The sequence below is a fragment of the Serpentinimonas raichei genome, assembly GCF_000828895.1.
Classification (GTDB): domain Bacteria; phylum Pseudomonadota; class Gammaproteobacteria; order Burkholderiales; family Burkholderiaceae_C; genus Serpentinimonas; species Serpentinimonas raichei.
This window is the reverse complement of record NZ_AP014568.1, coordinates 1,723,124-1,747,037: the sequence shown is the minus strand read 5'-3', so window position 1 is coordinate 1,747,037 and position 23,914 is coordinate 1,723,124. Positions and strand designations below refer to the sequence as shown.

The following is a 23,914-nucleotide window of genomic DNA, read 5'->3' as shown; positions in this document are numbered from 1 at the left end:
GCACCCGCACCATCAGCACCAGTCGGGGCCCTCCCCGCAGCAACCAGACACCCCATGAACGACCCCATCGATTTCCGCCCTGGCGCCAGCCCAGACCCCAGCGGCAAAACGCCCACCGAGCTCGCCAGCCTGCGCCAGCTCACGCTCATCATCTACGCGCTCTACGCCCTGTCGTGGTTGGCCGGGGTGACGGCGATCATCGCCGTCGTTATCAACTACGTCAAGCGCGAAGACACCGCTGGCACGATTTACGAGAGCCACTTCCGTTGGCAGATCCGCACCTTCTGGTGGGGCCTGTTCTGGTTCGTGCTGGGGGCTTTGACGATGGTCTTTATGGTCGGTTTTGCCATTTTCTTCGTCGCCACGGTCTGGGTCATCTACCGGTTGGTGAAAGGTTTTTTATACTGGAACGAGCGCAAGCCGCTGCCGCTCTGAAGCCCCATTCAAGCCCCCTTCCTGCAAGCCCCATGAGCCACGATCCCAACTGCATTTTTTGCAAAATCATCGCCGGCCAGATTCCCAGCCGCAAGGTCTACGAAGACGACGATCTGTACGCCTTCCACGACATCCACCCTTGGGCCCCAGTGCATTTCCTGCTGGTGCCCAAGCTGCACCTGCCCTCGATGGCGCAGCTCGGGCCCGAGCACGAGCGGCTAATGGGCAAGCTCATGTGCCTGGCACCTAAGCTGGCGCTGGAGCAGGGCTGCCGCCCCTGGCCCGAGGGCGGCTTTCGCATCGTCTGCAACAACGGTGCCGAAGGCGGGCAAGAGGTGCAGCATTTGCACGTGCACGTGATGGGCGGGCCGCGGCCCTGGCACAAGGGCTGAGCCCACTGCAGCACCGTCGCACGAGGGTTTACCCGCAGTGGGCTTGCAATGCGAGCTTGGTCACCCATATCGGTGACAATAGCCGCTTCGGCCAGCGGTGAACCATTGGCCCAGCTGGGAATCCACTTAACCCGGGGCTTTTTTCAGCCCCGACGCAGGAGTTTGTCATGGGAAGTTTGTCAATTTGGCACTGGCTGATCGTTTTGCTGGTGGTCGTGTTGGTGTTTGGCACCAAGAAACTCAAGAACATCGGTTCCGACCTGGGCGGAGCCGTCAAGGGCTTCAAGGACGGGATGAAGCAAGCCGAGACGACGGAGTCCGACCCCAACCACAGCACCACCGCAGCCGCTCAGGTTGGCCAAGCCCCGGCTGCGGCCGATAAAACCACCATTGACGTCGAAGCCAAGACCAAGGTCTGAGGCCCTTGCCTTATGACTTGCCCGTGCGCCTGCCTTTGCGCAGGCCTCCGGGGCACTGAAAGCCTTGCATGTTGGATTTAGGAATTTCCGAGCTCGCCCTGATCGCGGTGGTGGCGCTGGTGGTGATCGGGCCCGAGAAGTTGCCCCGCGTGGCACGCACCGTCGGCGCCTTGCTGGGCAAGGCGCAGCGCTACGTGGCCGACGTCAAGGCCGAGGTGAACCGCTCCATGGACCTCGACGAGCTCAAGCGGATGAAAGAGACGGTCGAGGGCGCGGCGCGCGAGGTGCAGTCGGGCGTCGGCAGCTTTGAGAAAGACTGGATGGATGCCACGGCCGGCCTAGAGGGCAGCGAGCCCGGCGAGACGCCGCGCGTCGATCACAGCGCCGCCTATTCGCTCGGGCACTCGGTCTATCCGCCTTTTCAGCGCCCGAAAAAGAGCTTCAGGCTCAAGCAGCAGTCGGTGCCCAAGTGGTACAAGGCGCGCACCGGCCAGCGCGCCTTTGTGCAATCGGGCGCGGCGCGGGTGGCGCGGCACCGGCCCAAGCCTTATCCCGGTGCCAGTTCGATGGCGCGTCCGCTCTGACCCTTACGCAAACCCAAGCACCCATGGCTGACCCCAAACCCAAAGCGGATGAACTCGCCGGCACCGAACTGCCTTTCGTGCAGCACTTGGTCGAGTTGCGCGACCGCATCCTCTACAGCTTGGCCGGGGTGGTGCTGTGCGCCATTGGGCTGGCGATCTGGCCCGGGCCGGGGGGGCTGATCGACTTCATCGCCATTCCCATCCGCAACCACATGCCGCCCGATGCCAAGCTGATCGCGGTCGGTGTCTTTTCGCCCTTTTTCGTGCCGCTCAAGGTTCTGCTGATGTCGGCCATGATCGCGGCCCTGCCTTGGCTGATGTACCAAATGTGGGCCTTCGTGGCACCCGGGCTGTACAGCCATGAAAAGCGTTTTGCCCTGCCGCTGATCTTCATCGGCAGCCTACTGGCCTACATCGGCATCGCTTTCGTGCAGTTTTTCGTGCTCGATCAGATGTTCTTTTTCATCCAGGGCTTCACCCCGGACAGTGTGGCCGCCACGCCCGACATCGCCTCCTACGTGCAGGCGATCTTGTCGCTCTACTTGGCCTTTGGGCTGGCTTTTCAGGTGCCGGTGGTGGTGATGCTGCTGGTGCGCTTCAAGTTGGCGACGATCCAGCAGTTGAAGGATTTTCGCGGCTACTTCATCGTGCTGGCCTTCGTCATCGCCGCCATCGTCACGCCGCCGGACGTGATCTCGCAACTGGCGCTGGCCATTCCGATGTGCTTGCTGTACCAAGTGGGCATCTGGGGCTCGCGCTGGTTTAACAAGTTCAGCCGCACCCCCGAGGAACCCGAAGCCGCCGACAAAACCTGACCGGCGCCCTGAACGCCACGGGCGCCGCTGCCCGCGTTCAGCGCCCGTTGGCCCCGGCTGTCGGCGGCGGAGGAGGGCGCCGCCCCGGCGTGACTTGCAGCGTGAACCGCTCGCCTTGGCGCTCGATTTGCATCTGCGTGGCCTGCCCCGGCGGCAAAGCCGCCACCGTCGCCAGCAAGGTCGCCACATCGGCTACCGGCTGCCCAGCCACGCTCACCACCACATCGCCCGGCCGTATCCCGGCCTGTGCCGCCGGGGCGTTGCGCAGCACCCCGATGATGATCACGCCACGATCGCGCCGCAGGCCAAAATGCTGCGCCAGTTCGGGCGTGAGCGCTTGCGGCTCGACCCCGATCCAGCCGCGCGTCACGGCGCCATCGCGCACGATCGCCTCCAGCACCTGGCGCGCCGTGGAAGTGGGAATGGCAAAACCGATGCCCATGAAGCCACCCGAGCGCGTAAAGATGGCGGTGTTGATGCCGATCAAATGCCCTTGCACATCCACCAGCGCGCCACCCGAGTTGCCGGGGTTGATGGCGGCGTCGGTCTGGATGAAGTTCTCGAAAATGTTGATGCCCAGTTGCGTGCGCCCCAGGGCGCTGACGATGCCCCCGGTGACGGTCTGGCCGACGCCGAAGGGGTTGCCGATGGCCAGCACCGCATCGCCCACGCGCAGCGCATCGGAGTCGCCCAGCACCGCCACCGGCAGATGGGGCAGATCGATTTGCAGCACCGCCAGGTCGGTGTCCGGGTCGGTTCCCACCACCCGCGCCAGCGCTTGGCGGCCGTCGCTGAGTTGAACCTCGATTTCCTCGGCGCCCTCGATCACGTGGTGGTTGGTCAGCACGTGGCCGGCGCTGCTGATGATCACCCCGGAGCCGAGCCCGGTTTGTGGCGTGCGCGGAACCTGGTCGCCAAAGCGAAACCACGGGTCGTTGGCATGCGGGTGCTCCCGCGGGGCTTGGCGCGCGCTGATGCTCACCACCGCCGGGGCAGCCGCCTGCGCGGCCATGCTCAAGCTGGCAGCGGCCACTGCCTCGCTGCGTGCGGCAGCGGGGGCCTCGATCAGCGGCACGGTGCGAATCAGCACCGGGCGCTGCAGCCACTGCGGCTGCAAGGTGGCCACCACGAACCATGCCGCCAGCAGCACCGTCACGGTCTGAGAGAACAGCAGCCAGTAGCGCTTCATGGTTGTGCGCCGCCCGATGCGCAGGCCATTTGACCTGCGTCAAAATGCTTGCCACAAAACTGGTGTTTAATGCGACACACAGATAATATACACACGATTGGAGAGGTCATGGACGCTTGGATTGAATTGTTTTCCACCACCTACGGTGTGCTGAGCATCGTCACGATCCTCAGCGTGATCGTCTTAATGGCTTGGTTCTTGCGTTATTTTCTCACCAAGATAGACGAGTCGGATCGCGAAGAAAAACAGCGCCAAAAGCTGGGTCAGAAACAAAGTCCCCAAGGTCGCCCCTCGGGCCAAGCCTGAGTCCGCTTGAGCCCGTTGCTGCGGTTCATTGCCGCGCTGCGGGGAGTGCGACAATCGGACACGTTTAGTGTCCGGTGAGTCTGCGCCATGCCAACTTCTATTGCCGCATCCCCTGCATCCCCCCCCGCTTCGCCAGCGGTCGAAACCCGCGTGCTGCTGCGCCACCTCGATGCCACGCTGCAACCCGAGCGCTTCAAAGACTACGGCCCCAACGGCCTCCAGGTCGAGGGTCGGGCGCGGGTGCGGCATCTGGTCAGCGGTGTCACCGCCAGCCGCGAGTTGATCGAGCGCGCCATCGAGGCCGGGGCCGATGCCATTTTGGTGCATCACGGCCTGTTCTGGCGCGGCCAGAGCGCCTGCGTCACCGGCTGGATGAAGCAGCGCCTGGCGCTGTTGCTGGCGCACGACGTGAATCTGCTGGCCTACCACCTGCCGCTCGATGCCCACCCCAGCCTAGGCAACAACGCCCAATTGGCGCAGCGCTTGGGCTTTACCCCATTGGCCGATGGCTGGGGCCGTTTTGGCGAGCAAGATTTGGGTTTCGTGGGCCACACCGATTGCCCCGACGCCCGCACGCTGGCGATGCATGTGCAACAGCGCTTGGGGCGTGCGGTGACGCTCATCGACGCCCCCGAGCGGCCCTTGCGGCGCATAGGCTGGTGCAGCGGCGGCGCGCAAGATTATTTCGAGGCCGCCATCGCCGCTGGGGTCGATGCCTTCATCACCGGTGAACTCTCGGAGCCCCAAACCCATCTGGCGCGCGAATGCGGCGTGGCCTACTTGGCCTGTGGCCACCACGCCACCGAGCGCTACGGCGCGCCCGCACTGGGGGCGGCGGTGGCGGCCGAGTTGGGCCTGACGCACCAGTTCATTGACGTCGACAGCCCCGCATGATCCCAGATTGTCCATTGGGCGCACCTACTGGTGCTGTTTGGGTGCAAGCGGCGCAGGGGCGCCCATTTTCGCCCTTCTTCGTTGTCCATAGCACTGGCTATGGACGCCTCAGTCAGGGCAAAACTGCCTCGCCCCTGCATCCGCCTGCCCTCCAAACCCCAATGGACAATCTGGGATGATCGGTTCACGCCCGATCGCCATTTCTATGGGCGACCCGGCCGGCGTCGGGCCGGAGCTGATTGCGCAGGTGTTTCGCTTGCGGCCCGATTGGTCCAGCCGCTGCGTGGTGGTGGCCGACTTGGCCGTGATGCGCCGCGCCACGGCCCTGACCGGCGGCCTGCTGGCGCTGGCGCCGCTCGAGCACTGGCAGCAGGCCGCCGGGTTGCCACCGCGCTGCCTGCCGCTGCTGGCCTTGCCGCCTATGGCCGAGTTGCCGCCGCTGGGCCAAGTCAGCGCCGTGGCCGGGCGCGCGGCCCATGCGGCCATCGAGCGGGCCACCCAAGCGGTTTTGCAGGGTGAAGCCGCCGCGCTGGTCACGGCCCCCATTCACAAAGGGGCGTGGCACGCCGCCGGCGTGGCTTACCCCGGCCACACCGAGCTGCTGCAGGCGCTCACCGCGGCGCACCTAGGCCTGCGCAGCGAGCAAGTGCCGGTGCGCATGATGCTCTCCAACGCCGAGTTGCACACGGTGCTGGTCAGCATCCACGTGCCCTTGCGCGCCGCCATCGAGTGCGTTACCCAAGCGCAGGTGCTGCAAACCCTGCACCTGACGCATCGGCATTTTTCCGAGGTATTGGGCCGACTCCATTGCCGCATCGCGGTGGCGGGACTGAACCCCCATGCCGGCGAGGGCGGGCTGTTTGGGCGCGAAGAAATCGAGCACATCGCGCCTGCCATCAAAGCGGCGCGGGCGGCGGGCATCGACGCCCACGGCCCCTTTGCGCCCGACACGGTTTTCATGCGCGCGCGCCGGGGCGAGTTCGATGTGGTGCTGGCCATGTACCACGACCAAGGCCTGATCCCGGTTAAGTACCTAGGGCTGGAGCAGGGCGTCAACACCACCTTGGGCTTGCCTTTCGTGCGCACCAGCCCAGACCACGGCACCGCCTTCGATTTGGCGGGCAGCGGCCGTGCCGACCCGTCTAGCTTCTTGGCCGCGCTCGAGGCGGCGCTGAAGGCGGTCTCCACCTGAGTGCAGCATAGGGCCATGCACCCCATGCCGTGGTGACAATCCCTTACAATCAAACATGCCCCGATGCGCCATTTGATCCTTATCAAGCGGGTGTCGTGCGGGTAGCCGAGTTCTCAAGTCACAGAAAGATTCCCATGAGCGAAGCCACCGTTGACAACGGTCGCCGTGTTTGGCTGATTTCCACCTGCGCCATGGGCGGCGTGGGGGCAGCAGCGGTCGCCGTTCCATTCGTCAGTTCCTTCCAGCCCTCGGCGCGCGCCCGCGCCGCCGGTGCCTCGGTCGAGGTCGATATTTCCCGTCTTCAACCAGGCGAGAAAATGGTGGTTGAGTGGCGCGGCCGCCCGGTCTGGGTTTTGTACCGCACGCCCGAGATGATCGCCTCGCTGGAGGTGGTCGAGCCGCGACTGGCCGACCCGCAATCCGAGCGCCGCGTGTTTCCCACGCCCGAGTACGCGCTCAACCGGCACCGCTCGATCAAGCCCCAATATTTGGTGGCGGTGGGCGTATGCACCCACTTCGGTTGTTCACCCACTTCCCGCTTCACTCCGGGCGACCAGCCGGGTCTGCCCAACGATTGGCCGGGCGGCTTTTTCTGCCCTTGCCACGGTTCGGCTTTCGATCTCTCGGGGCGCGTGTTTGCCAACATGCCTGCCCCCGACAACCTCGAAATCCCTCCCCATCAATACCTGACCGACACCATGCTGTTGGTGGGTGAAGACCAACAAGCCTGAAGCGGTGTTTAGAGGAAGATCATGGCAGCCGAATACAAGGAAATCTCCCCCAGCGCCCCAGCAGGTGAGCAACTGCTCAACTGGATCGACAACCGCTTCCCCCTGAGCAAGCTCTACAAAGAGCATTTGTCTGAATACTACGCCCCCAAGAACCTCAATTTCTGGTACTTTTTCGGCTCGCTGGCGCTGCTGGTGCTGGTGATCCAGATCATTTCCGGCATCTTCCTGGTGATGCACTATAAGCCCGACGCCACGCTCAACGCCGCCGGGGTGCCGGTGGCTTTTGCCTCGGTCGAGTACATCATGCGCGAAGTCGAGTGGGGCTGGCTGATTCGCTACATCCACTCCACCGGGGCCTCGTTCTTCTTCATCGTGGTCTATATGCACATGTTCCGTGGCTTGATCTACGGTTCCTATCGGCGCCCGCGCGAGCTGATTTGGCTGTTTGGTTGCGGCATTCTGCTGGTGATGATGGCGATTGCCTTCACCGGCTACCTGCTGCCTTGGGGTCAGATGTCGTTCTGGGGTGCGGCGGTGATCGTCAACCTGTTCGCGGCCATTCCCATCATCGGCCCCGATCTGGCGCTGCTCATCCGCGGCGACTTCGTGGTCGGCGACGCCACCCTGAACCGCTTCTTCAGCCTGCACGTGATCGCCCTGCCGCTGGTGCTGCTGGGGTTGGTGGTGGCGCACATCATCGCGCTGCACGAAGTGGGCTCCAACAACCCCGACGGCATCGAGATCAAGAAGCTCAAAGACGCCTCTGGCAAGCCGGTCGATGGCATTCCCTTCCACCCCTACTACTCGGTGCACGACCTGATGGGTGTGGGTGTGTTCCTGATGATCTTCTCGGCGGTGGTGTTCTTTGCGCCTTCCGGTGGCGGCTTCTTCCTCAAATACACCAACCTGATTCCGGCCGATCCGCTGGTCACGCCAGCGCACATCGCCCCGGTCTGGTACTTTGCGGCCTACTACTCCATGTTGCGCGCCGTCACCACCGAATTCATGTACGTGTTGACGGCAGCCGTCTGGCTGGCGGCCTTTCATGGCATCTTCCGCGCCGGCTTTGGCACCCAAGGCAAAGCGCTGGTGCTGGGTGGCGCCGTCGTGGGGTCGCTCATGATGCTGGGCCTGGACGCCATGTTCTGGGGCGTGGTCATCATGGGTGCGGCCGTTGTGATCTTGTGCTTTTTGCCTTGGCTGGACCGCTCGCCCGTGGCTTCGATCCGCTACCGTCCGACGTGGAACAAATACCTCTACGGCGCGTTCGTGATCAATTTCTTCATTTTGACTTACTTTGGGGTGTTGCCTCCCTCAAACATTAGCACCCGTTTTTCGCAGTTTGGAACCTTGTTCTACCTCGGGTTTTTCCTGCTGATGCCGTGGTGGAGCCGCTGGGGCGATTTCAAGCCGGTGCCCAGCCGCGTAACGTTTACCCCTCACTGAGCTGCGGCCATTTGCTGGAGTCTTCAAAAATGAAAAAATGGATTGTGGCTGCCCTGTTGGCACTCGGATTGGTTAGCGGGGCTACCGCCGCGCCTACCAGTTTTCCCAACGATCAGGCCCCTGATTTGAGCAACGATTTGGAAGCGCTGCAACGCGGTGCCCACCTGTTCGTCAACTACTGCCTGAGTTGCCACTCGGCCTCTTTCGAGCGCTACAAGCGCTTCAAAGAGTTGGGCCTGACCGAGCGCCAGATTCGGGATAACCTCATGTTCACCGGCGAGCGCGTGGGCGACCTCATGCAAGCCGCCATCAGCCCGGCCGATGCCAAGGTGTTCTGGGGCAAGGCCGCACCCGACCTGACCATGATCACGCGCTCACGCGCGGGCTCGGGTGGGACCGATTACATCTACACCCTGCTGCGTTCCTACTACCGCGACGACACCGTCGCGCACGGCTGGAACAACAAGGCCTTCCCAGCCATCGCCATGCCCAACCCCTTGTGGTATTTGCAAGGCGAGCGCCGCCCCGTGATGCAGACCGTGTCCAACCCGGACGGCAGCAGCAGCGAAGTGTTTGCCGGCTGGGAGCAAGTCACACCCGGCACCCAAAGCCCCGAAGAATTTGACCGCTCGGTGGCTGAGTTGGTGGCTTTCCTTGACTGGTTGGCTGAACCCGCCAAAGATCAACGCCAGACCTTGGGTATTTTCGTGCTGCTGTTCTTGGCGGGTTTCACCGTCTTGGCTTGGCGCCTGAACAAGGAATACTGGAAAGACATCAAGTAATTTCCACGGGCTTTCCGCTTGCGGTTGGGCCTGCTTTAGACAGTGGTCTGCCCCGCCCCGTTTTGGGCTGTATGGGGGCGCACCACTGTTTGTTTTTTGTATCGAGGGGCTTTAGCTCATGATGGTTTTGTATTCAGGCACCACCTGCCCGTTCTCGCATCGCTGCCGTTTCGTGCTGTTTGAAAAAGGCATGGACTTTGAAATCCGCGACGTCGATTTGTACAACAAGCCAGAAGACATCGCGCTCATGAACCCGTACGCGCAGGTGCCGATTCTGGTCGAGCGCGACCTGATCCTGTACGAGTCCAACATCATCAACGAGTACATCGACGAGCGCTTCCCGCACCCGCAGCTGATGCCGGGTGACCCGGTCGAGCGGGCCCGGGTGCGCTTGTTTTTGCTCAACTTTGAAAAAGAGCTGTTCGTCCACGTTTCGGTGCTGGAAAACCGCAGCCTCAAAAGCGGCGACAAGTCGATCGACAAAGCCCGCAGCCACATCCGGGACCGCCTGACCCAGTTGGCCCCGGTGTTCCTGAAAAACAAATTCATGTTGGGCGACAACTTCTCGATGCTCGACGTGTCGATTGCGCCGCTGCTGTGGCGCCTCGATCACTATGGCATCGAACTGAGCAAGAACGCGGCACCGCTGCTCAAGTATGCCGAGCGCATTTTCTCGCGCCCGGCCTACATCGAGGCGCTCACGCCGTCCGAAAAAGTGATGCGCAAATAAGGGCTGTGCCGCCATGAGTCAGGACCCACTCCCCTCCACCCGGCCGTACCTGATTCGCGCCCTGCACGAGTGGTGCAGCGACAACGGCTTTACGCCCCATTTGGTGGTGGCGGTCGATGCCACCGTGCGCGTGCCACGAGAGTTCGTTCAGGACGGAAAAATCGTTCTCAACTCTAGCTACGAGGCCACCAGCAACCTGCAATTGGGCAACGAGACGATCGAGTTCAAGGCCCGCTTTGGCGGGGTGCCGCGCGATGTGCAAGTGCCAATTGACCATGTGCTGGCCATTTTTGCCCATGAAAATGGACACGGGATGGCGTTCGAAGCGCCCGCGCCGCTGCAGCAGAGCGAGGACGAGGGCACCCGCGTGGGTTTAAAAGTGGTCGAGGCCGACGCCACTGGGTCTGAGCAAATCCCGGAGTCGGGCGACTCCGAGGCACCATCGGATCCCCCCAAGCCTGGTGGCAGCCCCACCGGCCGGCCAGCCCTGCGGCGCGTGAAGTAGAATACGCACCTATCGCCGCCTTAGCTCAGTTGGTAGAGCAACCGCCTTGTAAGCGGTAGGTCGTCAGTTCGAATCCGACAGGCGGCACCACCCCACCCGTTTTTGGTATAATGCTCAATTCTTTGGGAATCAGCCCAAAGAAATCACCATTTGAGGTTTCCAATGTACGCGGTCATAAAAACCGGCGGCAAGCAGTATCGCGTTGCCGTTGGCGAAAAACTTAAAGTAGAACAGATTGCTGCGGACGTGGGTCAAGAAATCGTGATCGATCAGGTGTTGGCCGTCGGCAGCGGCGACAGCATCCAGGTTGGCACGCCCTTGGTCAGCGGCGCAACGGTCACAGCCACTGTGGTCTCGCACGGTCGTGGCGACAAAATCCGCATCTTCAAGATGCGCCGTCGCAAGCACTACCAGAAGCGTCAAGGCCATCGGCAAAACTTCACCGAGCTGCAGATCGGCTCGATCCAAGCTTAAGGAGCGGCACACCATGGCACAGAAAAAAGGCGGCGGCTCAACCCGTAACGGCCGCGACTCACAACCCAAGATGCTGGGCGTCAAGGTCTTTGGCGGCCAAGCTATCTCGGCCGGCGCGATCATCGTGCGCCAGCGTGGCACCAAATTCCACCCCGGCACCGGCACCGGCATCGGCAAAGACCACACCATTTTTGCCACCGTCGATGGCACGGTGGGTTTTGCTGTCAAGGGCGCACTGAACCGCAAGGTGATCAGCGTCGAGGCGACGAAAGTGCCCGAGTCGGTCTGAGTTCTTGCGGTAACGGCTGGGCTTTCTTGCGGTTTGGTACCGCTGCAAGCTTAGACCCATACCCCCTACGGGCCCGCTTGCGGGCCTGTTTTATTTGCACCACAATAGCCCCATGAAGTTTGTTGACGAAACCACGATCGAGGTTGCAGCGGGCGATGGCGGCAGCGGTTGCGCCTCTTTCAGGCACGAAAAATACAAGGAATTCGGCGGCCCCGACGGCGGCGATGGTGGCCGTGGCGGCCATGTCTATGCGCTGGCCGACGAAAACCTCAACACGCTGGTGGATTTTCGCTACACGCGCAAGTTCGAAGCCCAGCGCGGCGAGCACGGCAAGGGCTCCGACATGTTTGGCCACAAGGGTGAAGACATCGTGCTCAAGATGCCGGTCGGCACCTTGGTGCGCGACGCCGACAGCGGGGCCTTGCTGCACGAGTTGTTGCAGCCCGGGCAACTGGTGCTGCTGGCCAAGGGCGGCGATGGCGGCTTTGGCAACCTGCGCTTCAAGAGCGCGATCAACCGCGCCCCACGCCAAAAAACCCCCGGCTACCCGGGCCAGCGCTTCAACCTGCAACTGGAGCTCAAGCTGCTGGCCGACGTCGGCTTGCTGGGCATGCCCAACGCCGGCAAATCGACCTTCATCACCGCCGTTTCCAATGCCCGGCCCAAGATCGCCGATTACCCCTTCACCACCTTGCACCCCAACCTCGGCGTGGTGCGGGTGGGGCCGGAAAAGAGCTTTGTGATCGCCGACCTGCCGGGCCTGATCGAAGGGGCGGCCGAAGGCGCCGGGCTGGGACACCTGTTTTTGCGCCACTTGCAGCGCACCCGGTTGCTGCTGCACATCGTCGATCTGGCCCCCTTCGACGAGGCGGTAGACCCGGTGCTGCAGGCGCGCGCCATCGCTAAAGAGCTCAAAAAATACGATCCGGCCTTGCACGCCAAGCCGCGCTGGCTGGTGCTCAACAAGCTCGACATGGTGCCGGCCGAGCAGCGTGCGCAGCGGGTGCGCGATTTTGTGCGCCGCTACCGCCACAAGGGGCCGGTGTTCGAGATTTCGGCGCTTACGCGCGAGGGCTGTGAGCGCTTGGTGCAGCAAATTTTCCAGCATGTTGCGGCCAGCCAGCAGGCCGAACGCCCGCCGGTCGAGGTCGATCCGCGTTTCGAGCCCCAGGCAAACCCTTAAGCCCTCAAGCCCTTAAGCACGCCTTGACGCTGCTGCCTGCATCCTCACAACCTCCACACCTCCCTGCTTCCATGGATCCAGCCCGCCCAGCGCCCGATTGGCGTGTCACCGAAGCCGCCGTGGCCGAGCGCTTGCGCGCAGCGCGCCGCATCGTGGTCAAGGTCGGCTCCAGCCTCGTCACCAACGAGGGGCGCGGGCTCGACGAAGCCGCCATCGGCCAGTGGAGCGTGCAGCTCAGCACCCTGGTGGGGCAAGGGCGTGAGCTGATCATGGTCAGCAGCGGCGCCATTGCCGAGGGCATGAAGCGCTTGGGCTGGGCGGTGCGCCCCAAAGCCCTCAACGAGCTGCAAGCTGCGGCGGCGGTGGGCCAGATGGGGCTGGTGCAGATGTACGAGAGCAAGCTGCGCCAGCTCGGGCTGCGCAGCGCGCAGGTGCTGCTCACGCACGCCGACCTGGCCGACCGCGAGCGCTACCTGAATGCGCGCTCGACCCTGCTCACGCTGCTGGCGCACCGGGTGCTGCCGGTGATCAACGAGAACGACACCGTGGTCACCGACGAGATCAAGTTCGGCGACAACGACACCTTGGGCGCGCTGGTGGCCAACTTGGTCGAGGCCGACCTGTTGGTGATCCTGACCGACCAAAAAGGGCTCTACAGCGCCGACCCGCGCAAACAAGCGGATGCGCGCTTCATCGCGGCGGCGCGCGCCGGCGACCCGGAGCTCGAAGCCATGGCCGGCGGGGCTGGTTCACGCATCGGCACCGGCGGCATGATCACCAAAATTTTGGCCGCCAAGCGCGCGGCGCGGTCGGGTGCCAGCACCGTGATCGCTTGGGGGCGCGATCCCGACGCGCTGCTGCGCCTGCTCGAAGGCGAGCCGATCGGCACCTGCCTGTTGTCCGATACACCCAAGCTGCAGGCGCGCAAGCAGTGGATGGCGGACCATTTGCAACTGCGCGGGGCGGTGCGGGTGGATGCCGGGGCCGCCACCAAGATCGTGCAAGAGGGCAAGAGCCTGCTACCGATCGGCATGACGGCGGTCGAGGGCGATTTTGTGCGCGGCGACGTGATCGCGCTGCGCGCACCCGATGGCAGCGAGCTGGCGCGCGGCCTAGCCAACTACAGCGCCGCCGAAGCGCGCCTGCTGTGCCGCAAGGCTTCGGCGGATTTCGAGCGCCTGCTGGGCTACGCCGCCGAAGCCGAGATGATCCACCGCGACAACCTGGTGCTCACCAGCCGCAGCGGCTGAGTGGTCTGAAGGCGCCGCTCAGCGCAGCGGGGGGTTTTGGCGCAGCGCTTGCAGCATCTGCGCCGGGCGGCCGTTGGGGGCGGCGCCGTCGCACAGACCCGCACGCGCCAGCGCCCAAGCCGGACGGCCTGCCGCGTGGTCGCGCCAGCCTTGCCAGCGGGTCTCGCCGGCGCTGCGCCACTGGCCGGCCTCGGAAGCAAAAGGGGCGGGCAGTGGCAGTTGCGTGGGCGACCAGCGCGCGTAGGTGCGCATCTCTTGGGTGCGGCAGCGCAGACCCTCATGCATCACGTTGACCGCGCCGCTCGTGCTTTGGGCCACCACCACGTAGCGAATCACGCCGTCGGCGCCGAGTTGCAGCGTATCGGGCACCAAGCCAAAGCGCAGCGGCGAATCCACACCGACCTCGAAGGGCACCAAGCCTTGGGTGCTAAAAGGGGGCGCCGGGGGAACCGATTCTTCCTGCCACTGCTCGCCTTCGGTCAAAAATTGGGCCTGCGCGGGGGCCAAGGCCGCCAACAAGCTGGCTCCCAGTGCCCAAGCCGCCATCCAACGCAGGCGCCCACTGCCTGCTTGCCGGGCAGCAGCAACAGCCCGCTTGGGCACAAGGGGGGCGGATAGGTGGAGCTTGCTCATGGGGTGGAGGATCGATCGGTGTGAATGGGCGTTTGTATGCTGCCCTCAAACTGGGGGATGGGGTCGAAAACGGCGCCGGGGGGGAGCTCCATGTGCGGGGGCATCAAGTCGTTGGCCGCCAAGCTGCCGCGCGGGCGCGTTGGGAAGCGAGCGCTGCGCGGGCGCCCGTCCGCGGGCAAATGCCGCGCCAGCTCGGTGAGCGCCATTTCATAGACGCCGCGTTTGAATTCCACCACCACGTCCAGCGGCACCCAGTAGTCGTGCCAGCGCCAGGCGTCGAACTCGGGGTGGCTGCTGGCACGCAAGTTGAGCAGCCAGTCGCCGCCGAGCAGACGCAGCAAATACCAGATCTGTTTCTGGCCCTTGTAGTGACCGCGCGCCTCGCGGCGGATGTAGCGGTCCGGCACCTCGTAGCGCAACCAGTCTCGTGTGCGGGCCACGATGCTCACATGCTCGGGCTTGAGTCCGACCTCTTCGTGCAACTCGCGGAACATGGCCTGCTCGGGGGATTCGCCCCGGTCGATGCCGCCTTGCGGAAATTGCCAAGAGTGGGTGCGGATGCGTTTGCCCCAGAACACTTGGTTCTTCTGGTTGAGCAGAATGATGCCGACGTTCGGCCTAAAGCCGTCTCTGTCAAGCATAATCAACCCCAATTTTTAAACTGACTCGATTATGCACCGCTGGCGCACGCGCAGGTGGCATTTCCGAGGTCGGCGCAGGCCAAAACCGGGCCCGGCTGAATCCTTGCGATTCGGCGCTGATTCGGTTGCGCTGCTGCGTGCCACTGCGTCCCAGACTTGCGGGGCTGCATCGAATCTTTAGCTACAACGCCCCATGAAAGCCTCCCAGTTCTTCATCTCCACCCTCAAAGAAGCCCCCGCCGACGCCGAAGTGGCCAGCCACCGCCTGATGCTGCGCGCCGGCCTGATCAAAAAACTCGGGGCTGGCATTTACACCTACTTGCCCATGGGCTTGCGCGTGATCCGCAAGGTCGAGCGCATCGTGCGCGAGGAAATGGACGCCGCCGGAGCGATCGAGCTCACCATGCCGGTGGTGCAACCGGCCGAGTTGTGGCAAGAGACCGGGCGCTTCGAAAAAATGGGCCCCGAGCTGCTGCGCATCCAAGACCGGCACCAGCGCGACTACGTGGTGCAGCCCACCAGCGAAGAGGTGGTGACCGACCTTGCGCGCCAAGAGCTGCGCAGCTACAAGCAGTTGCCGAAAAATTTTTACCAGATCCAGACCAAGTTCCGCGACGAGCGGCGTCCGCGCTTTGGCCTGATGCGCGGGCGCGAGTTCACCATGAAAGACGCCTACAGCTTCGACCGCGACCGCGACGCGGCGCAGGCCAGCTACCAGGCCATGGGGGCGGCGTACCGGCGCATTTTTGATCGCTTTGGGCTGCGCTACCGCGCCGTGGCGGCCGACAGCGGGGCCATCGGTGGCGACCTGAGCGAAGAATTCCAGGTCATTGCCAGCACCGGCGAAGACGCCATCGTCTATTGCCCGCACAGCGGCTACGCCGCCAACCTCGAAAAGGCCGAGGCGCTGGCCCCGGCCGGCCCGCGCCCGGCACCGAGCCAGCTGCTCACGCTCACCCCGACGCCGGGCAAAAGCACCTGCGCCGACGTGGCTGCGCTGCTCGGTCTGCCGCTGGCGCGCACCGTCAAGTCGCTGGTGCTGGCCACCGAAGAGATCAATGAGCGCGACGAAATCGTCGCCACCCGCATCTGGCTGCTGCTGCTGCGCGGCGACCACGACATGAACGAGGTCAAGGTGGGCAAGTTGCCGGGGCTCAATCTGGGCTACCGCTTTGCCACCGAGGCCGAGATCGTGGCCCACTTTGGCAGCAAACCCGGCTACCTCGGGCCGCTCGGGCTCAAGCAGCCCGTGCAAGTGGTTGCCGACCGCGAAGTGGCGCTGATGGCCGACTGGGTTTGCGGTGCCAACCAGGCCGATCACCACCTCACCGGCGTCAACTGGGGCCGCGACCTGCCCGAGCCCGATTGCGTGGCCGACATCCGCAACGTGCTGCCGGGCGACCCCTCGCCCGACGGGGCCGGGGAACTGCAAATCGAGCGCGGCATCGAAGTCGGGCATGTGTTCTACCTCGGAACCAAATACAGCCGCGCCATGAACGCCACTTTTCTGGACGAAGACGGCAAGCCCAAACCGTTCGAGATGGGCTGCTACGGCATTGGCATCACGCGCTTGCCGGCGGCGGCGATCGAGCAAAACCACGACGAGCGCGGCATCATCTGGCCCGACGCGATTGCCCCCTTCACGCTGGTGATCTGCCCGATCGGGATGGAGCGCAGCGCGCCAGTGCGCGAGGCGGCCGAGCGGCTCTATGGCGAACTGAAGGCGCTGGGAGTCGATGTGCTGCTCGACGACCGCGGCGAGCGCCCCGGGGCCATGTTTGCCGACTGGGAGCTGATCGGCGTGCCGCACCGCCTGACGGTGGGCGACAAGGGCCTCAAAGAGGGCCAGATCGAGTACCAGCACCGGCGCGAGGCGCAGCCCAGCAAGCTGGCGCTGGACGAGGCGCTGCCGTGGCTGCGCCAGCGTCTGGGCTTGTGAAGCCAGGGGGTTGATGTGGCCGCAGCTTGGAGCCGCCGCCGTTGGACCAGCGCCGCCTTGGGCTGCGCTGCGGCAGCCACGGCCGCTTGGCCGCTGCGCCCGGTGGCGGCCAGCCAGTTGGAGGAACCGCTGGCCGATTCGGTGCGCCACGCCTTGCGCGCCGCGGTGGAGTTCAACGACCCGCTAGAGCCCGAGTTCCCCAGCAGCGAAGCGCGCATGGCCTATTTGCGCTGGCTCACGCAACTCAGCCCACGGCTGGCGCGGCGCATGCCCGAACTGCAACAGCGGGTCGATTTTTTTCAGACGGTTTGGTACGAGAGCCGCCGCGCCGGGCTCGACGAGTCGCTGGTGCTGGGCCTCATCCAGGTCGAGAGCGGCTTCAGGCAGTTTGCGATCTCGGTCGTGGGGGCGCGCGGGTTTATGCAGATCATGCCCTTTTGGGCGCGTTTGATCGGCGATGGCGACGTGGGCGGCCTGTTTCAGCTTAAAACCAATCTGCGCTTTGGCTGCGTGATTTTGCGCCATTACCTCGACCGCGAGCGCGGAGATTTGTTTCTGGCGCTGGGCCGCTACAACGGCAGCCGCGGCCGCAGCCCCTACCCCAACGCGGTGTTTGCGGCGCAGCAGCGCTGGCGGGTGGGCTAAGCGCGCTGCTTTGCTTCAGACCTTGGAGGCGGACAGCACCTGCTGCAGCTCGCCCGACTCGTACATCTCCACCATGATGTCGGAGCCGCCGATGAACTCGCCGCGCACGTACAGTTGCGGGATGGTGGGCCAATTGCTGTAGTCCTTGATGCCTTGGCGGATGGCCGGGTCGTCGAGCACGTTGACGGCCTTGACGGCGCTGGATTCGACGCCGCAGGCCTTGAGAATTTGCAGCGCGCGGCCCGAAAAGCCGCACATGGGGAAGGAAGCGGTGCCTTTCATGAACAGCACGACTTCGTGCGATTTGACCAAGCTGTCGATGCGTTGTTGGGTGTCAGTCATGGGGGTTGCCGGTGCAAAGGATTGGGGGTCGAGGATAGGAAACGGGCCCGATTATCGCCCAGAGCCTTTTTGTGCGCTGCCGTGGCCTGGTTTCCCCTACGCCCGTGTCAGTGCGGGCTGGGTGGCAAAGCCAGCGCGCAGGCGTGCGCGCTGGCCCAGGCCCATTGGAAGTTGTAGCCGCCGAGCCAGCCGGTCACGTCCACCACTTCGCCGATGAAGTACAGCCCGGGCTGGCTGGACTCCAAGCTTTGCGAGGATAGCTGGCGCGTATCCACGCCGCCGCGCATCACTTCGGCCTTGGCCCAGCCTTCGTCGCCGCTGGGGCTGGGGGCCCAGTGGTGCAGGCTCTCGGCCAGTTGCGCCAGCGCCTTGTCGCTGCAATCGCTCAAGGGGCGCTGCCAGTCGGGCCGGTGCTGCGTCCAAATGTCACACAGGCGCTGCGGCAGGTGCTGCGCCAGCGCGTTGGGCAGCAGCTTGCGCCCGCCTGCTGCCTTGGCCGTTTGCAGCGCGGCGTCGAGCCGGGCTTGGGGGTGCAGGTCGATGCGCAAGGCTTGGCCGGGGTTCCAGTAGCTCGATATTTGCAGCCCCGCCGGGCCGCTCAGGCCGCGGTGGGTAAAGAGTAGGTCTTCGTCGAATGCCATGGCCTGTTTTTTGCTGCCGGTATTGATGCGCACCGGCAGCGCCAGCCCGGCCAAGTGCGCATAAGGGGCCCAGCTTTGGGGCTCGAAGGTGAGCGGCACCAGCGCCGGCCGGGGTTCCACCAGCCCCAGGCCAAACTGCTGCGCCAGCCGCAAGCCCCAGTCGCTGGCCCCGATTTTGGGCACCGGCAAGCCGCCGGAGGCCACCACCAGCGAGCGGCAGACCACGCTGCCGCGCTCGGTTTGCAGGGTGTAGGGCAGGGCGGCGGCACCCTCGGCATGGGTGGCGTCGCTGTAAGCCACGTGCAGCACGCGGCAGGGCTGCCAGTGCGTCACGCCGCCGGCGCCGCATTCGCGCAGCAGCAGGTCGATCAGGTCCTGCGCCGAGCGGGTGCAAAACAACTGGCCCTTGTGCTTTTCTTGCCACGCCACGCCGTGGCGCTGCAGCAGCGCGATGAAATCGGCCGGGGTGTAGCGCGCCAGCGCCGAGCGGCAAAAGGCCGGGTTCTGGCTTAAAAAGTGGCGCTGCGGCTGGTGTGGGTCGAGGTCGCGGTTGGTGAAATTGCAGCGCCCGCCGCCCGAGATGCGGATTTTCTCGGCCATCTTGGGCGCGTGATCGAGCAGCAGCACGCGCAGCCCGCGCTGGCCCGCGATGCCGGCGCAAAACAAGCCGGCCGCGCCCGCGCCGACGATGGCCACGTCAAAAGCCGGGGTCATGCAGGGCCAAGACGACGTGCGGGCACGGGCATGGGCAAGGGCATGGGGATTATTGCCGCCCCAGCAGCAGGTATTCCATCAGGGCTTTTTGCACGTGCATGCGGTTTTCGGCTTCGTCCCAGACCACGCTCTGCGGCCCGTCGATCACCTCGGCCGCCACTTCCTCGCCCCGGTGCGCGGGCAGGCAGTGCATGAACAGCGCCTCGGGGTGGGCTTGGGCCATGAGCGCCGGGGTTACGCACCAGGCGGCGAAGGCCTGCCGCCGCGCCTCGTTTTCGGCCTCGAAGCCCATGCTGGTCCAGACGTCGGTGGTCACCAGATCGGCCCCGGCGCAGGCTTGCAGCGGGTTGTCAAAGGCCTGCCAGCAGGCGTCGTCGGCGCTCACACCGGCCACCTCGGGCTTGATGGCGTAGCCGCTGGGCGTGCTCACGTGCACCTTGAAGCCCAGCACCTGCGCCGCCTGCACCCAGGTGTTGGCCATGTTGTTGCCGTCGCCCACCCAGGCCACGCGGATGCCGCGCAGCGCGCCCACGTCGATCCCGCCATCGGCGCGGGCGGCCCGGTGTTCGAGCCAAGTGAACAGGTCGGCCAAAATCTGGCAGGGGTGAAATTCGTTCGTCAGGCCGTTGATCACCGGCACGCGCGAGTGCGCCGCAAAGCGCTCGATCTTGCTCTGCTCGTAGGTGCGGATCATCACCAGATCGGTCATGCGGCTGATCACGCGCGCGCTGTCTTCGATCGGCTCGGCGCGCCCGAGCTGGCTGTCGCCGGTGGTCAGGTGCACCACGCTGCCGCCCATCTGGTACATGCCGGCCTCAAAGCTGACCCGGGTGCGCGTGCTGGCTTTCTCGAAAATCATGGCCAGCGTGCGGTCGCACAGGCTGTGGTGCTTTTGGTAGGTTTTGAACTTGCGCTTGATCAGCCAGGTGCGCTCGAACAGGTAGGCGTACTCGGCGGCGCTGAAATCCTTGAATTGCAGGTAGTGCTTGAGCGGCGGGGCGGCGGGGGTCATGGGCGCGGGCTCCAAGGGCGTGAAGGGTGGTTTTGGTGTTGGCAGCTTAGGCCGCGGCAGCCGGTGTTTCAGCCAGAAAGGCCTTGATCTGCGGCACCAGCAGGGCCACGATCTCGTCGGCCTCGGCCGCAGTGAGGATGAGCGGCGGCACCAAGCGGATCACGCGGTCGGCGGTGACGCTGATCAGCAGCCCGGCCTCGGCGCAGCGGTTCACCAGCGCGGCGCAGGGGCGGTCGAGCTCGATGCCAATCATCAGCCCCTTGCCGCGCACCTCGCGCACGCCGGGCACGCGCAGCAACTGCGTGCTCAGCAGCGTCTGCAACTGCAAACCCACTTGGGCGGCGTGCTCCAGCAGCCCGTCTTCTTCCATGATGCGGATGGTTTCGATGCCCGCGCGCAGCGCCAGCGGGTTGCCGCCAAAGGTGCTGCCATGGTTGCCGGGCTGGAACAGCTGCGCCGCTTTGGGGCCGGCCACCACGGCCCCGATCGGCACCCCGGAGCCCAAGCCCTTGGCCAGCGGCATCACGTCGGGCAAAATGCCGGCCCACTGGTGCGCAAACCACTTGCCGGTGCGCCCCATGCCGCACTGCACCTCGTCGATCATCAGCAGCCAGTCGTGGGTGTCGCACAGCGCGCGCACTTGCTGCAGGTAGTCGGCGCTGGCCGGGTTGACGCCGCCTTCGCCCTGGATGGCCTCTAGGAACACCGCCACCACGTTCGGGTTGCCCACGGTGGCGCGGCGGATTGCCTCGATGTCGTTGAGCGGCACGCGGATGAAGCCCTCTAGCAGCGGCTCGAACCCGGCCTGCACCTTGGGGTTGCCGGTCGCGCTCAGGGTGGCGATGGAGCGGCCGTGAAAGGCCTTTTCATAGACCACGATCTCGGGCCGCGCAATGCCCTTGTCGTGCCCAAACTTGCGCGCCAGCTTGAGCGCGGCCTCGTTGGCCTCCAGCCCGCTGGAGCAGAAAAACACATTGCTCAGGCCCGAGCGCTGCACCAGCAACTGCGCCAGCTCCTCGGCGGCGGCGTGGTAGTAGTAGTTGCTGATGTGCATCAGGCGGCCGATCTGCGCTTGCAGCGCCGGCACCAGCTTGGGGTGCGCGTGCCCGAGCGTGTTGACGGCGATTCCGCCCAGCGCATCCAGATAGACCTTGCCATGCACATCCCAAACCCGGCAACCCTGGCCGTGCGAGAGCTCGATCGGCACCCGGCCGTAGGTGTTCATGACGTGCGCTTGCACCGGGGCGGCTGGGAGCATGGATCGGGTCCTGGTTGGAAGGGGTTGAAGTAAAGGCGTGTGCCTACAGGGGCGGTGCCGGCGCGCAGCCAAGGGGCGGCCGGGCGCAGCGGGGGTTCATTGTAGGCGCTGCTGCGCGAGCAGCGGGCGTCCCCAACCACCAAGTCTTATATAAGATAGAATACTTGCGTTAACCCATCGGTCTCAACCGGTTCACTCTGTGCGGCGAGCGATCCTCGGCGGCGGTTGGTGGGCCATCCTTTTTGGGCCAGTACCCCCATGGTCTCTCCGAGCGCCAATGAAGTCTTTATCCAAGGCCTGACGAGCAGCGGCAAGCCCTTTCGCCCGAGCGACTGGGCCGAGCGCCTGTCTGGCGTGATGAGCCCGTTTCACCCAGCGGGTCGGGTGCCGGGCGCGCATCTGGGCTACTCGCCGTGGTGCATACCCAAAGTGATCAACGGCGTCAAGTGCGTGGTGCTGCACACCGCTTTGCGCGACTACGACCCCATGGCGTGGGATTTCGTGCTCGGTTTTGCCCGCGACAACGATCTGCAAGTGGTCGAAGCCTGCCTGTTGCCCGATCCCGCCCCAGGGCACCCTGCACCCCAGGCTCCGGCCCCATAGCGCGCGCCTCGCCCAAGAAAAAACCGCCAACAGGCGCGGGGCCGGTGGCGGTTTTTTGCGATCGAGCGGGATTTGCTGGCAGCGCACCCGGTTCAAACGGCAGGCTGTGCAGGGGGCCTAGCAGCCCCCAAGCCTGGGCGGTCGGTCTGAGCTTGGCTCAGGCCGCTGCAGTGCTGGCCAGGGCTTTGACCTTGGCCGACAGGCGGCTCTTGTCGCGAGCGGCCTTGTTTTTGTGGAAAATGCCCTTGTCGGCAATCGAGTCCACCACGCCTTGCATTTGGGCAAAGAGTGCCGAGGCTTGGGTTTTGTCGCCTGCCAGAACGGCCTTTTCGACCTTCTTGACGGCGGTGCGGTATTTGGAGCGCAACGAGGTGTTGGCGGCGTTGAGCTTGACGTCTTGCCGTGCGCGTTTGCGCCCGGACGCCAGACGTGGGTTCTTTTTCTTGGGCTTGGTGGCCATGTGGGTTCCTTGAGTTGTTTGTGGATGTTGCCAGCAAAACCCTAGATTATAGCTAGGCCGGTGGTTGTTGTGTGGGGTTTGGCCTGCGTTTCGATGTCTTTGCGGTCTGTCAAGTTGCTGTAGGGGATAAGGGAATAAAATGCACAGGCCTAGATGGTTGTTGCCTAGGCGAGTCCCGCGCGCCGTCCGATCGGGCGTTTTTAACCCCTGCGTTCATCGATGCACACTTCACCAGACCCCCTCAGCGGCGCGCAGCCGCTCCAAGCCGCAGCCGGTGCAGCATCCGCTGCCTCCGATCGTCCGGTCCCAACCGGAGCCCCGCTGCCACACCGCAAGGTCATCCGCGGCTGGATCAGCCCGCTGGCCGAGCGCCGCACCGCCATCGCGGTGGCGCTGCTGGTGCTGGACTGGGCCATTTTTGCCGCCCTGATCGCTGGCACCATTTTGTTGCAAGCCTGGTGGGCCAAGCTGTTGTGCGCGCTGGCGGCGGGTTTTGTGATCGGGCGTTTGTTCATCATTGGGCACGATGCCTGCCACCAGAGCTACACCCCGCACCGCGGCCTGAACCGGGTGCTGGGTCGCATCGCCATGATCCCATCGCTCACGCCCTACAGCCTGTGGGAGGTGGGCCACAACGTGGTGCACCACGGCTACACCAACCTCAAGGGGGTGGATTTTGTCTGGGCCCCCCTAAGCAAGGCCGAGTTCGAGGCCCTCTCGCCCGGCCGCCGTGCCCTGGAGCGCATCTACCGCAGCGGCTGGGGCCCGGCGCTGTACTACCTGATCGAAATGTGGTGGCTGCGCATGTTCTTCCCGCGCAAAACCTATATGGGCACGCAGCGCTCCGAGTTCATTTGGGACGGGGTGTTCGTCTCGGCGGTGGCGCTGCTCTGGAACGCAGGTTTGGTGTGGGCGGCCGTGGCCACCGGGCAGGCGGTTTGGCTGCTGATCGTCATGGGTTTTGTGGTGCCATTTTTGTTTTGGAACGCCATGATCGGCTTCGTGGTGTATGTGCACCACACCCACACCAGCGTGCAGTGGCACGACGACAAGCACCTGTGGGCCAAGGCGGCGCCCTTCGTCTCGACCACCGTGCACCTGCAGTTCCCCTACCGCATCGGGGCGCTGGTGCACCACATCATGGAGCACACCGCTCACCACGTCGATATGAGCGTGCCGCTGTATAAGCTCAAGGAAGCGCAACAGAAACTCGAAGACATGCTGCCCGGGCGCATCATCATCCAGCAGTTCAGTTGGCGCTGGTATTTTGATACCGCGCGCAAGTGCAAGCTGTACGACTTCACCCAGCGCTGTTGGACCGATTTCCAGGGCCACCCGACCAGCGCCCAGGCGCCGTCTTACGCTGCCCGCAGTTGATCCGCCTGAGCCGCAGTGTGCTGGCCTTGTGGG

At 64.6% G+C, this 23,914-nt stretch carries 29 protein-coding genes and 1 tRNA gene; 22 read left to right on the top strand and 8 right to left on the bottom strand.

Annotated features, from left to right (window positions below; genetic code table 11):
- Window positions 1-54: 54 nt before the first annotated feature.
- From SRAA_RS08175 to tatC, 5 genes are all read left to right on the top strand, one after another.
- Complete coding sequence (locus SRAA_RS08175) at window positions 55-435, top strand: DUF4870 family protein (protein WP_231849275.1); 381 nt, start codon at window positions 55-57, stop codon at window positions 433-435.
- Between the two features lie 32 nt (window positions 436-467).
- A complete protein-coding gene (locus SRAA_RS08170; protein WP_045532022.1) occupies window positions 468-827 on the top strand; it encodes a histidine triad nucleotide-binding protein in 360 nt (119 codons plus the stop codon).
- 167 nt (window positions 828-994) lie between these two features.
- Window positions 995-1,246 carry a Sec-independent protein translocase subunit TatA gene (gene tatA / locus SRAA_RS08165; RefSeq protein ID WP_045532020.1) on the top strand — a complete coding sequence of 84 codons (252 nt, stop codon included), beginning with the start codon at window positions 995-997 and terminating at the stop codon, window positions 1,244-1,246.
- Between the two features lie 68 nt (window positions 1,247-1,314).
- Window positions 1,315-1,830: a Sec-independent protein translocase protein TatB gene (gene tatB / locus SRAA_RS08160; protein WP_045532018.1), complete on the top strand. Its 516-nt coding sequence runs from the start codon at window positions 1,315-1,317 to the stop codon at window positions 1,828-1,830.
- Window positions 1,831-1,853: 23 nt separating this feature from the next.
- Window positions 1,854-2,645 carry a twin-arginine translocase subunit TatC gene (gene tatC / locus SRAA_RS08155; RefSeq protein ID WP_045532016.1) on the top strand — a complete coding sequence of 264 codons (792 nt, stop codon included), beginning with the start codon at window positions 1,854-1,856 and terminating at the stop codon, window positions 2,643-2,645.
- A 37-nt stretch (window positions 2,646-2,682) separates the two neighbouring features.
- Here tatC and SRAA_RS08150 read toward each other — a convergent pair whose 3' ends face one another.
- Window positions 2,683-3,834 carry a S1C family serine protease gene (locus SRAA_RS08150; RefSeq protein ID WP_045532014.1) on the bottom strand — a complete coding sequence of 384 codons (1,152 nt, stop codon included), beginning with the start codon at window positions 3,832-3,834 and terminating at the stop codon, window positions 2,683-2,685.
- Between the two features lie 108 nt (window positions 3,835-3,942).
- Between SRAA_RS08150 and SRAA_RS08145 the strand changes: the two genes are divergently transcribed.
- The 13 genes from SRAA_RS08145 to proB all read left to right on the top strand — a co-directional run bounded on the left by SRAA_RS08145 (window position 3,943) and on the right by proB (window position 13,616).
- Window positions 3,943-4,140 (top strand): DUF3149 domain-containing protein, encoded by a 198-nt coding sequence (locus tag SRAA_RS08145; protein ID WP_045532012.1) that lies wholly within the window; start codon window positions 3,943-3,945, stop codon window positions 4,138-4,140.
- Window positions 4,141-4,227: 87 nt separating this feature from the next.
- The gene (locus SRAA_RS08140; protein WP_045532010.1) at window positions 4,228-5,034 is read left to right on the top strand and encodes a Nif3-like dinuclear metal center hexameric protein; all 807 of its coding nucleotides are present in this window, start codon (window positions 4,228-4,230) and stop codon (window positions 5,032-5,034) included.
- Between the two features lie 175 nt (window positions 5,035-5,209).
- The gene (gene pdxA, locus SRAA_RS08135) at window positions 5,210-6,226 is read left to right on the top strand and encodes a 4-hydroxythreonine-4-phosphate dehydrogenase PdxA (protein ID WP_045532008.1); all 1,017 of its coding nucleotides are present in this window, start codon (window positions 5,210-5,212) and stop codon (window positions 6,224-6,226) included.
- 134 nt (window positions 6,227-6,360) lie between these two features.
- Window positions 6,361-6,957 (top strand): ubiquinol-cytochrome c reductase iron-sulfur subunit, encoded by a 597-nt coding sequence (gene petA, locus SRAA_RS08130; protein ID WP_045532005.1) that lies wholly within the window; start codon window positions 6,361-6,363, stop codon window positions 6,955-6,957.
- A 21-nt stretch (window positions 6,958-6,978) separates the two neighbouring features.
- A complete protein-coding gene (locus tag SRAA_RS08125; RefSeq protein WP_045532004.1) occupies window positions 6,979-8,403 on the top strand; it encodes a cytochrome b in 1,425 nt (474 codons plus the stop codon).
- Window positions 8,404-8,432: 29 nt separating this feature from the next.
- Entirely contained in the window at window positions 8,433-9,185 is a 753-nt protein-coding gene (locus SRAA_RS08120) for a cytochrome c1 (RefSeq protein ID WP_045532002.1), read from the top strand.
- A gap of 118 nt (window positions 9,186-9,303) precedes the next feature.
- Window positions 9,304-9,915 (top strand): glutathione S-transferase N-terminal domain-containing protein, encoded by a 612-nt coding sequence (locus tag SRAA_RS08115; protein ID WP_045532000.1) that lies wholly within the window; start codon window positions 9,304-9,306, stop codon window positions 9,913-9,915.
- Window positions 9,916-9,928: 13 nt separating this feature from the next.
- The gene (locus SRAA_RS08110; protein ID WP_045531998.1) at window positions 9,929-10,420 is read left to right on the top strand and encodes a ClpXP protease specificity-enhancing factor; all 492 of its coding nucleotides are present in this window, start codon (window positions 9,929-9,931) and stop codon (window positions 10,418-10,420) included.
- 14 nt (window positions 10,421-10,434) lie between these two features.
- A tRNA-Thr gene (locus SRAA_RS08105) sits at window positions 10,435-10,510 on the top strand.
- A 72-nt stretch (window positions 10,511-10,582) separates the two neighbouring features.
- Complete coding sequence (gene rplU, locus SRAA_RS08100; protein ID WP_029462341.1) at window positions 10,583-10,894, top strand: 50S ribosomal protein L21; 312 nt, start codon at window positions 10,583-10,585, stop codon at window positions 10,892-10,894.
- A gap of 13 nt (window positions 10,895-10,907) precedes the next feature.
- On the top strand, window positions 10,908-11,183 hold the full coding sequence (gene rpmA, locus SRAA_RS08095; RefSeq protein WP_045531996.1) for a 50S ribosomal protein L27: 276 nt from the start codon (window positions 10,908-10,910) through the stop codon (window positions 11,181-11,183).
- Window positions 11,184-11,295: 112 nt separating this feature from the next.
- Complete coding sequence (gene cgtA / locus SRAA_RS08090) at window positions 11,296-12,366, top strand: Obg family GTPase CgtA (RefSeq protein WP_045531994.1); 1,071 nt, start codon at window positions 11,296-11,298, stop codon at window positions 12,364-12,366.
- Between the two features lie 71 nt (window positions 12,367-12,437).
- Entirely contained in the window at window positions 12,438-13,616 is a 1,179-nt protein-coding gene (gene proB, locus SRAA_RS08085; protein WP_045531993.1) for a glutamate 5-kinase, read from the top strand.
- 18 nt (window positions 13,617-13,634) lie between these two features.
- Here proB and SRAA_RS08080 read toward each other — a convergent pair whose 3' ends face one another.
- Both SRAA_RS08080 and SRAA_RS08075 read right to left on the bottom strand, forming a co-directional pair.
- Window positions 13,635-14,135, bottom strand: coding sequence for a CNP1-like family protein (locus SRAA_RS08080; RefSeq protein WP_171820233.1), 501 nt, complete (start codon window positions 14,133-14,135; stop codon window positions 13,635-13,637).
- A gap of 110 nt (window positions 14,136-14,245) precedes the next feature.
- Window positions 14,246-14,890 (bottom strand): RNA pyrophosphohydrolase, encoded by a 645-nt coding sequence (locus SRAA_RS08075; protein ID WP_045531991.1) that lies wholly within the window; start codon window positions 14,888-14,890, stop codon window positions 14,246-14,248.
- Between the two features lie 193 nt (window positions 14,891-15,083).
- Here SRAA_RS08075 and SRAA_RS08070 point away from each other — a divergent pair, with 193 nt between their 5' ends.
- Window positions 15,084-16,829: a proline--tRNA ligase gene (locus SRAA_RS08070; RefSeq protein WP_045531989.1), complete on the top strand. Its 1,746-nt coding sequence runs from the start codon at window positions 15,084-15,086 to the stop codon at window positions 16,827-16,829.
- Between the two features lie 15 nt (window positions 16,830-16,844).
- Window positions 16,845-17,474, top strand: a complete 630-nt coding sequence (locus SRAA_RS08065) for a lytic transglycosylase domain-containing protein (RefSeq protein WP_171820232.1) — start codon at window positions 16,845-16,847, stop codon at window positions 17,472-17,474.
- A gap of 15 nt (window positions 17,475-17,489) precedes the next feature.
- On the opposite strand, the gene grxD is transcribed toward SRAA_RS08065, so the two are convergent.
- The 4 genes from grxD to SRAA_RS08045 all read right to left on the bottom strand — a co-directional run bounded on the left by grxD (window position 17,490) and on the right by SRAA_RS08045 (window position 21,441).
- On the bottom strand, window positions 17,490-17,816 hold the full coding sequence (gene grxD, locus SRAA_RS08060; RefSeq protein WP_045531987.1) for a Grx4 family monothiol glutaredoxin: 327 nt from the start codon (window positions 17,814-17,816) through the stop codon (window positions 17,490-17,492).
- A gap of 107 nt (window positions 17,817-17,923) precedes the next feature.
- Entirely contained in the window at window positions 17,924-19,171 is a 1,248-nt protein-coding gene (locus tag SRAA_RS08055) for a BaiN/RdsA family NAD(P)/FAD-dependent oxidoreductase (RefSeq protein WP_045531985.1), read from the bottom strand.
- Window positions 19,172-19,220: 49 nt separating this feature from the next.
- Window positions 19,221-20,183, bottom strand: a complete 963-nt coding sequence (gene argF, locus SRAA_RS08050; protein ID WP_045531983.1) for an ornithine carbamoyltransferase — start codon at window positions 20,181-20,183, stop codon at window positions 19,221-19,223.
- Between the two features lie 46 nt (window positions 20,184-20,229).
- The gene (locus SRAA_RS08045) at window positions 20,230-21,441 is read right to left on the bottom strand and encodes an aspartate aminotransferase family protein (RefSeq protein WP_045531981.1); all 1,212 of its coding nucleotides are present in this window, start codon (window positions 21,439-21,441) and stop codon (window positions 20,230-20,232) included.
- 258 nt (window positions 21,442-21,699) lie between these two features.
- Between SRAA_RS08045 and SRAA_RS08040 the strand changes: the two genes are divergently transcribed.
- Entirely contained in the window at window positions 21,700-22,044 is a 345-nt protein-coding gene (locus SRAA_RS08040; protein WP_045531979.1) for a DUF3579 domain-containing protein, read from the top strand.
- 157 nt (window positions 22,045-22,201) lie between these two features.
- On the opposite strand, the gene rpsT is transcribed toward SRAA_RS08040, so the two are convergent.
- The gene (gene rpsT, locus SRAA_RS08035) at window positions 22,202-22,504 is read right to left on the bottom strand and encodes a 30S ribosomal protein S20 (RefSeq protein WP_045531977.1); all 303 of its coding nucleotides are present in this window, start codon (window positions 22,502-22,504) and stop codon (window positions 22,202-22,204) included.
- Window positions 22,505-22,723: 219 nt separating this feature from the next.
- Here rpsT and SRAA_RS08030 point away from each other — a divergent pair, with 219 nt between their 5' ends.
- A complete protein-coding gene (locus SRAA_RS08030; protein ID WP_082039981.1) occupies window positions 22,724-23,881 on the top strand; it encodes a fatty acid desaturase in 1,158 nt (385 codons plus the stop codon).
- Window positions 23,882-23,914 lie beyond the last annotated feature (33 nt).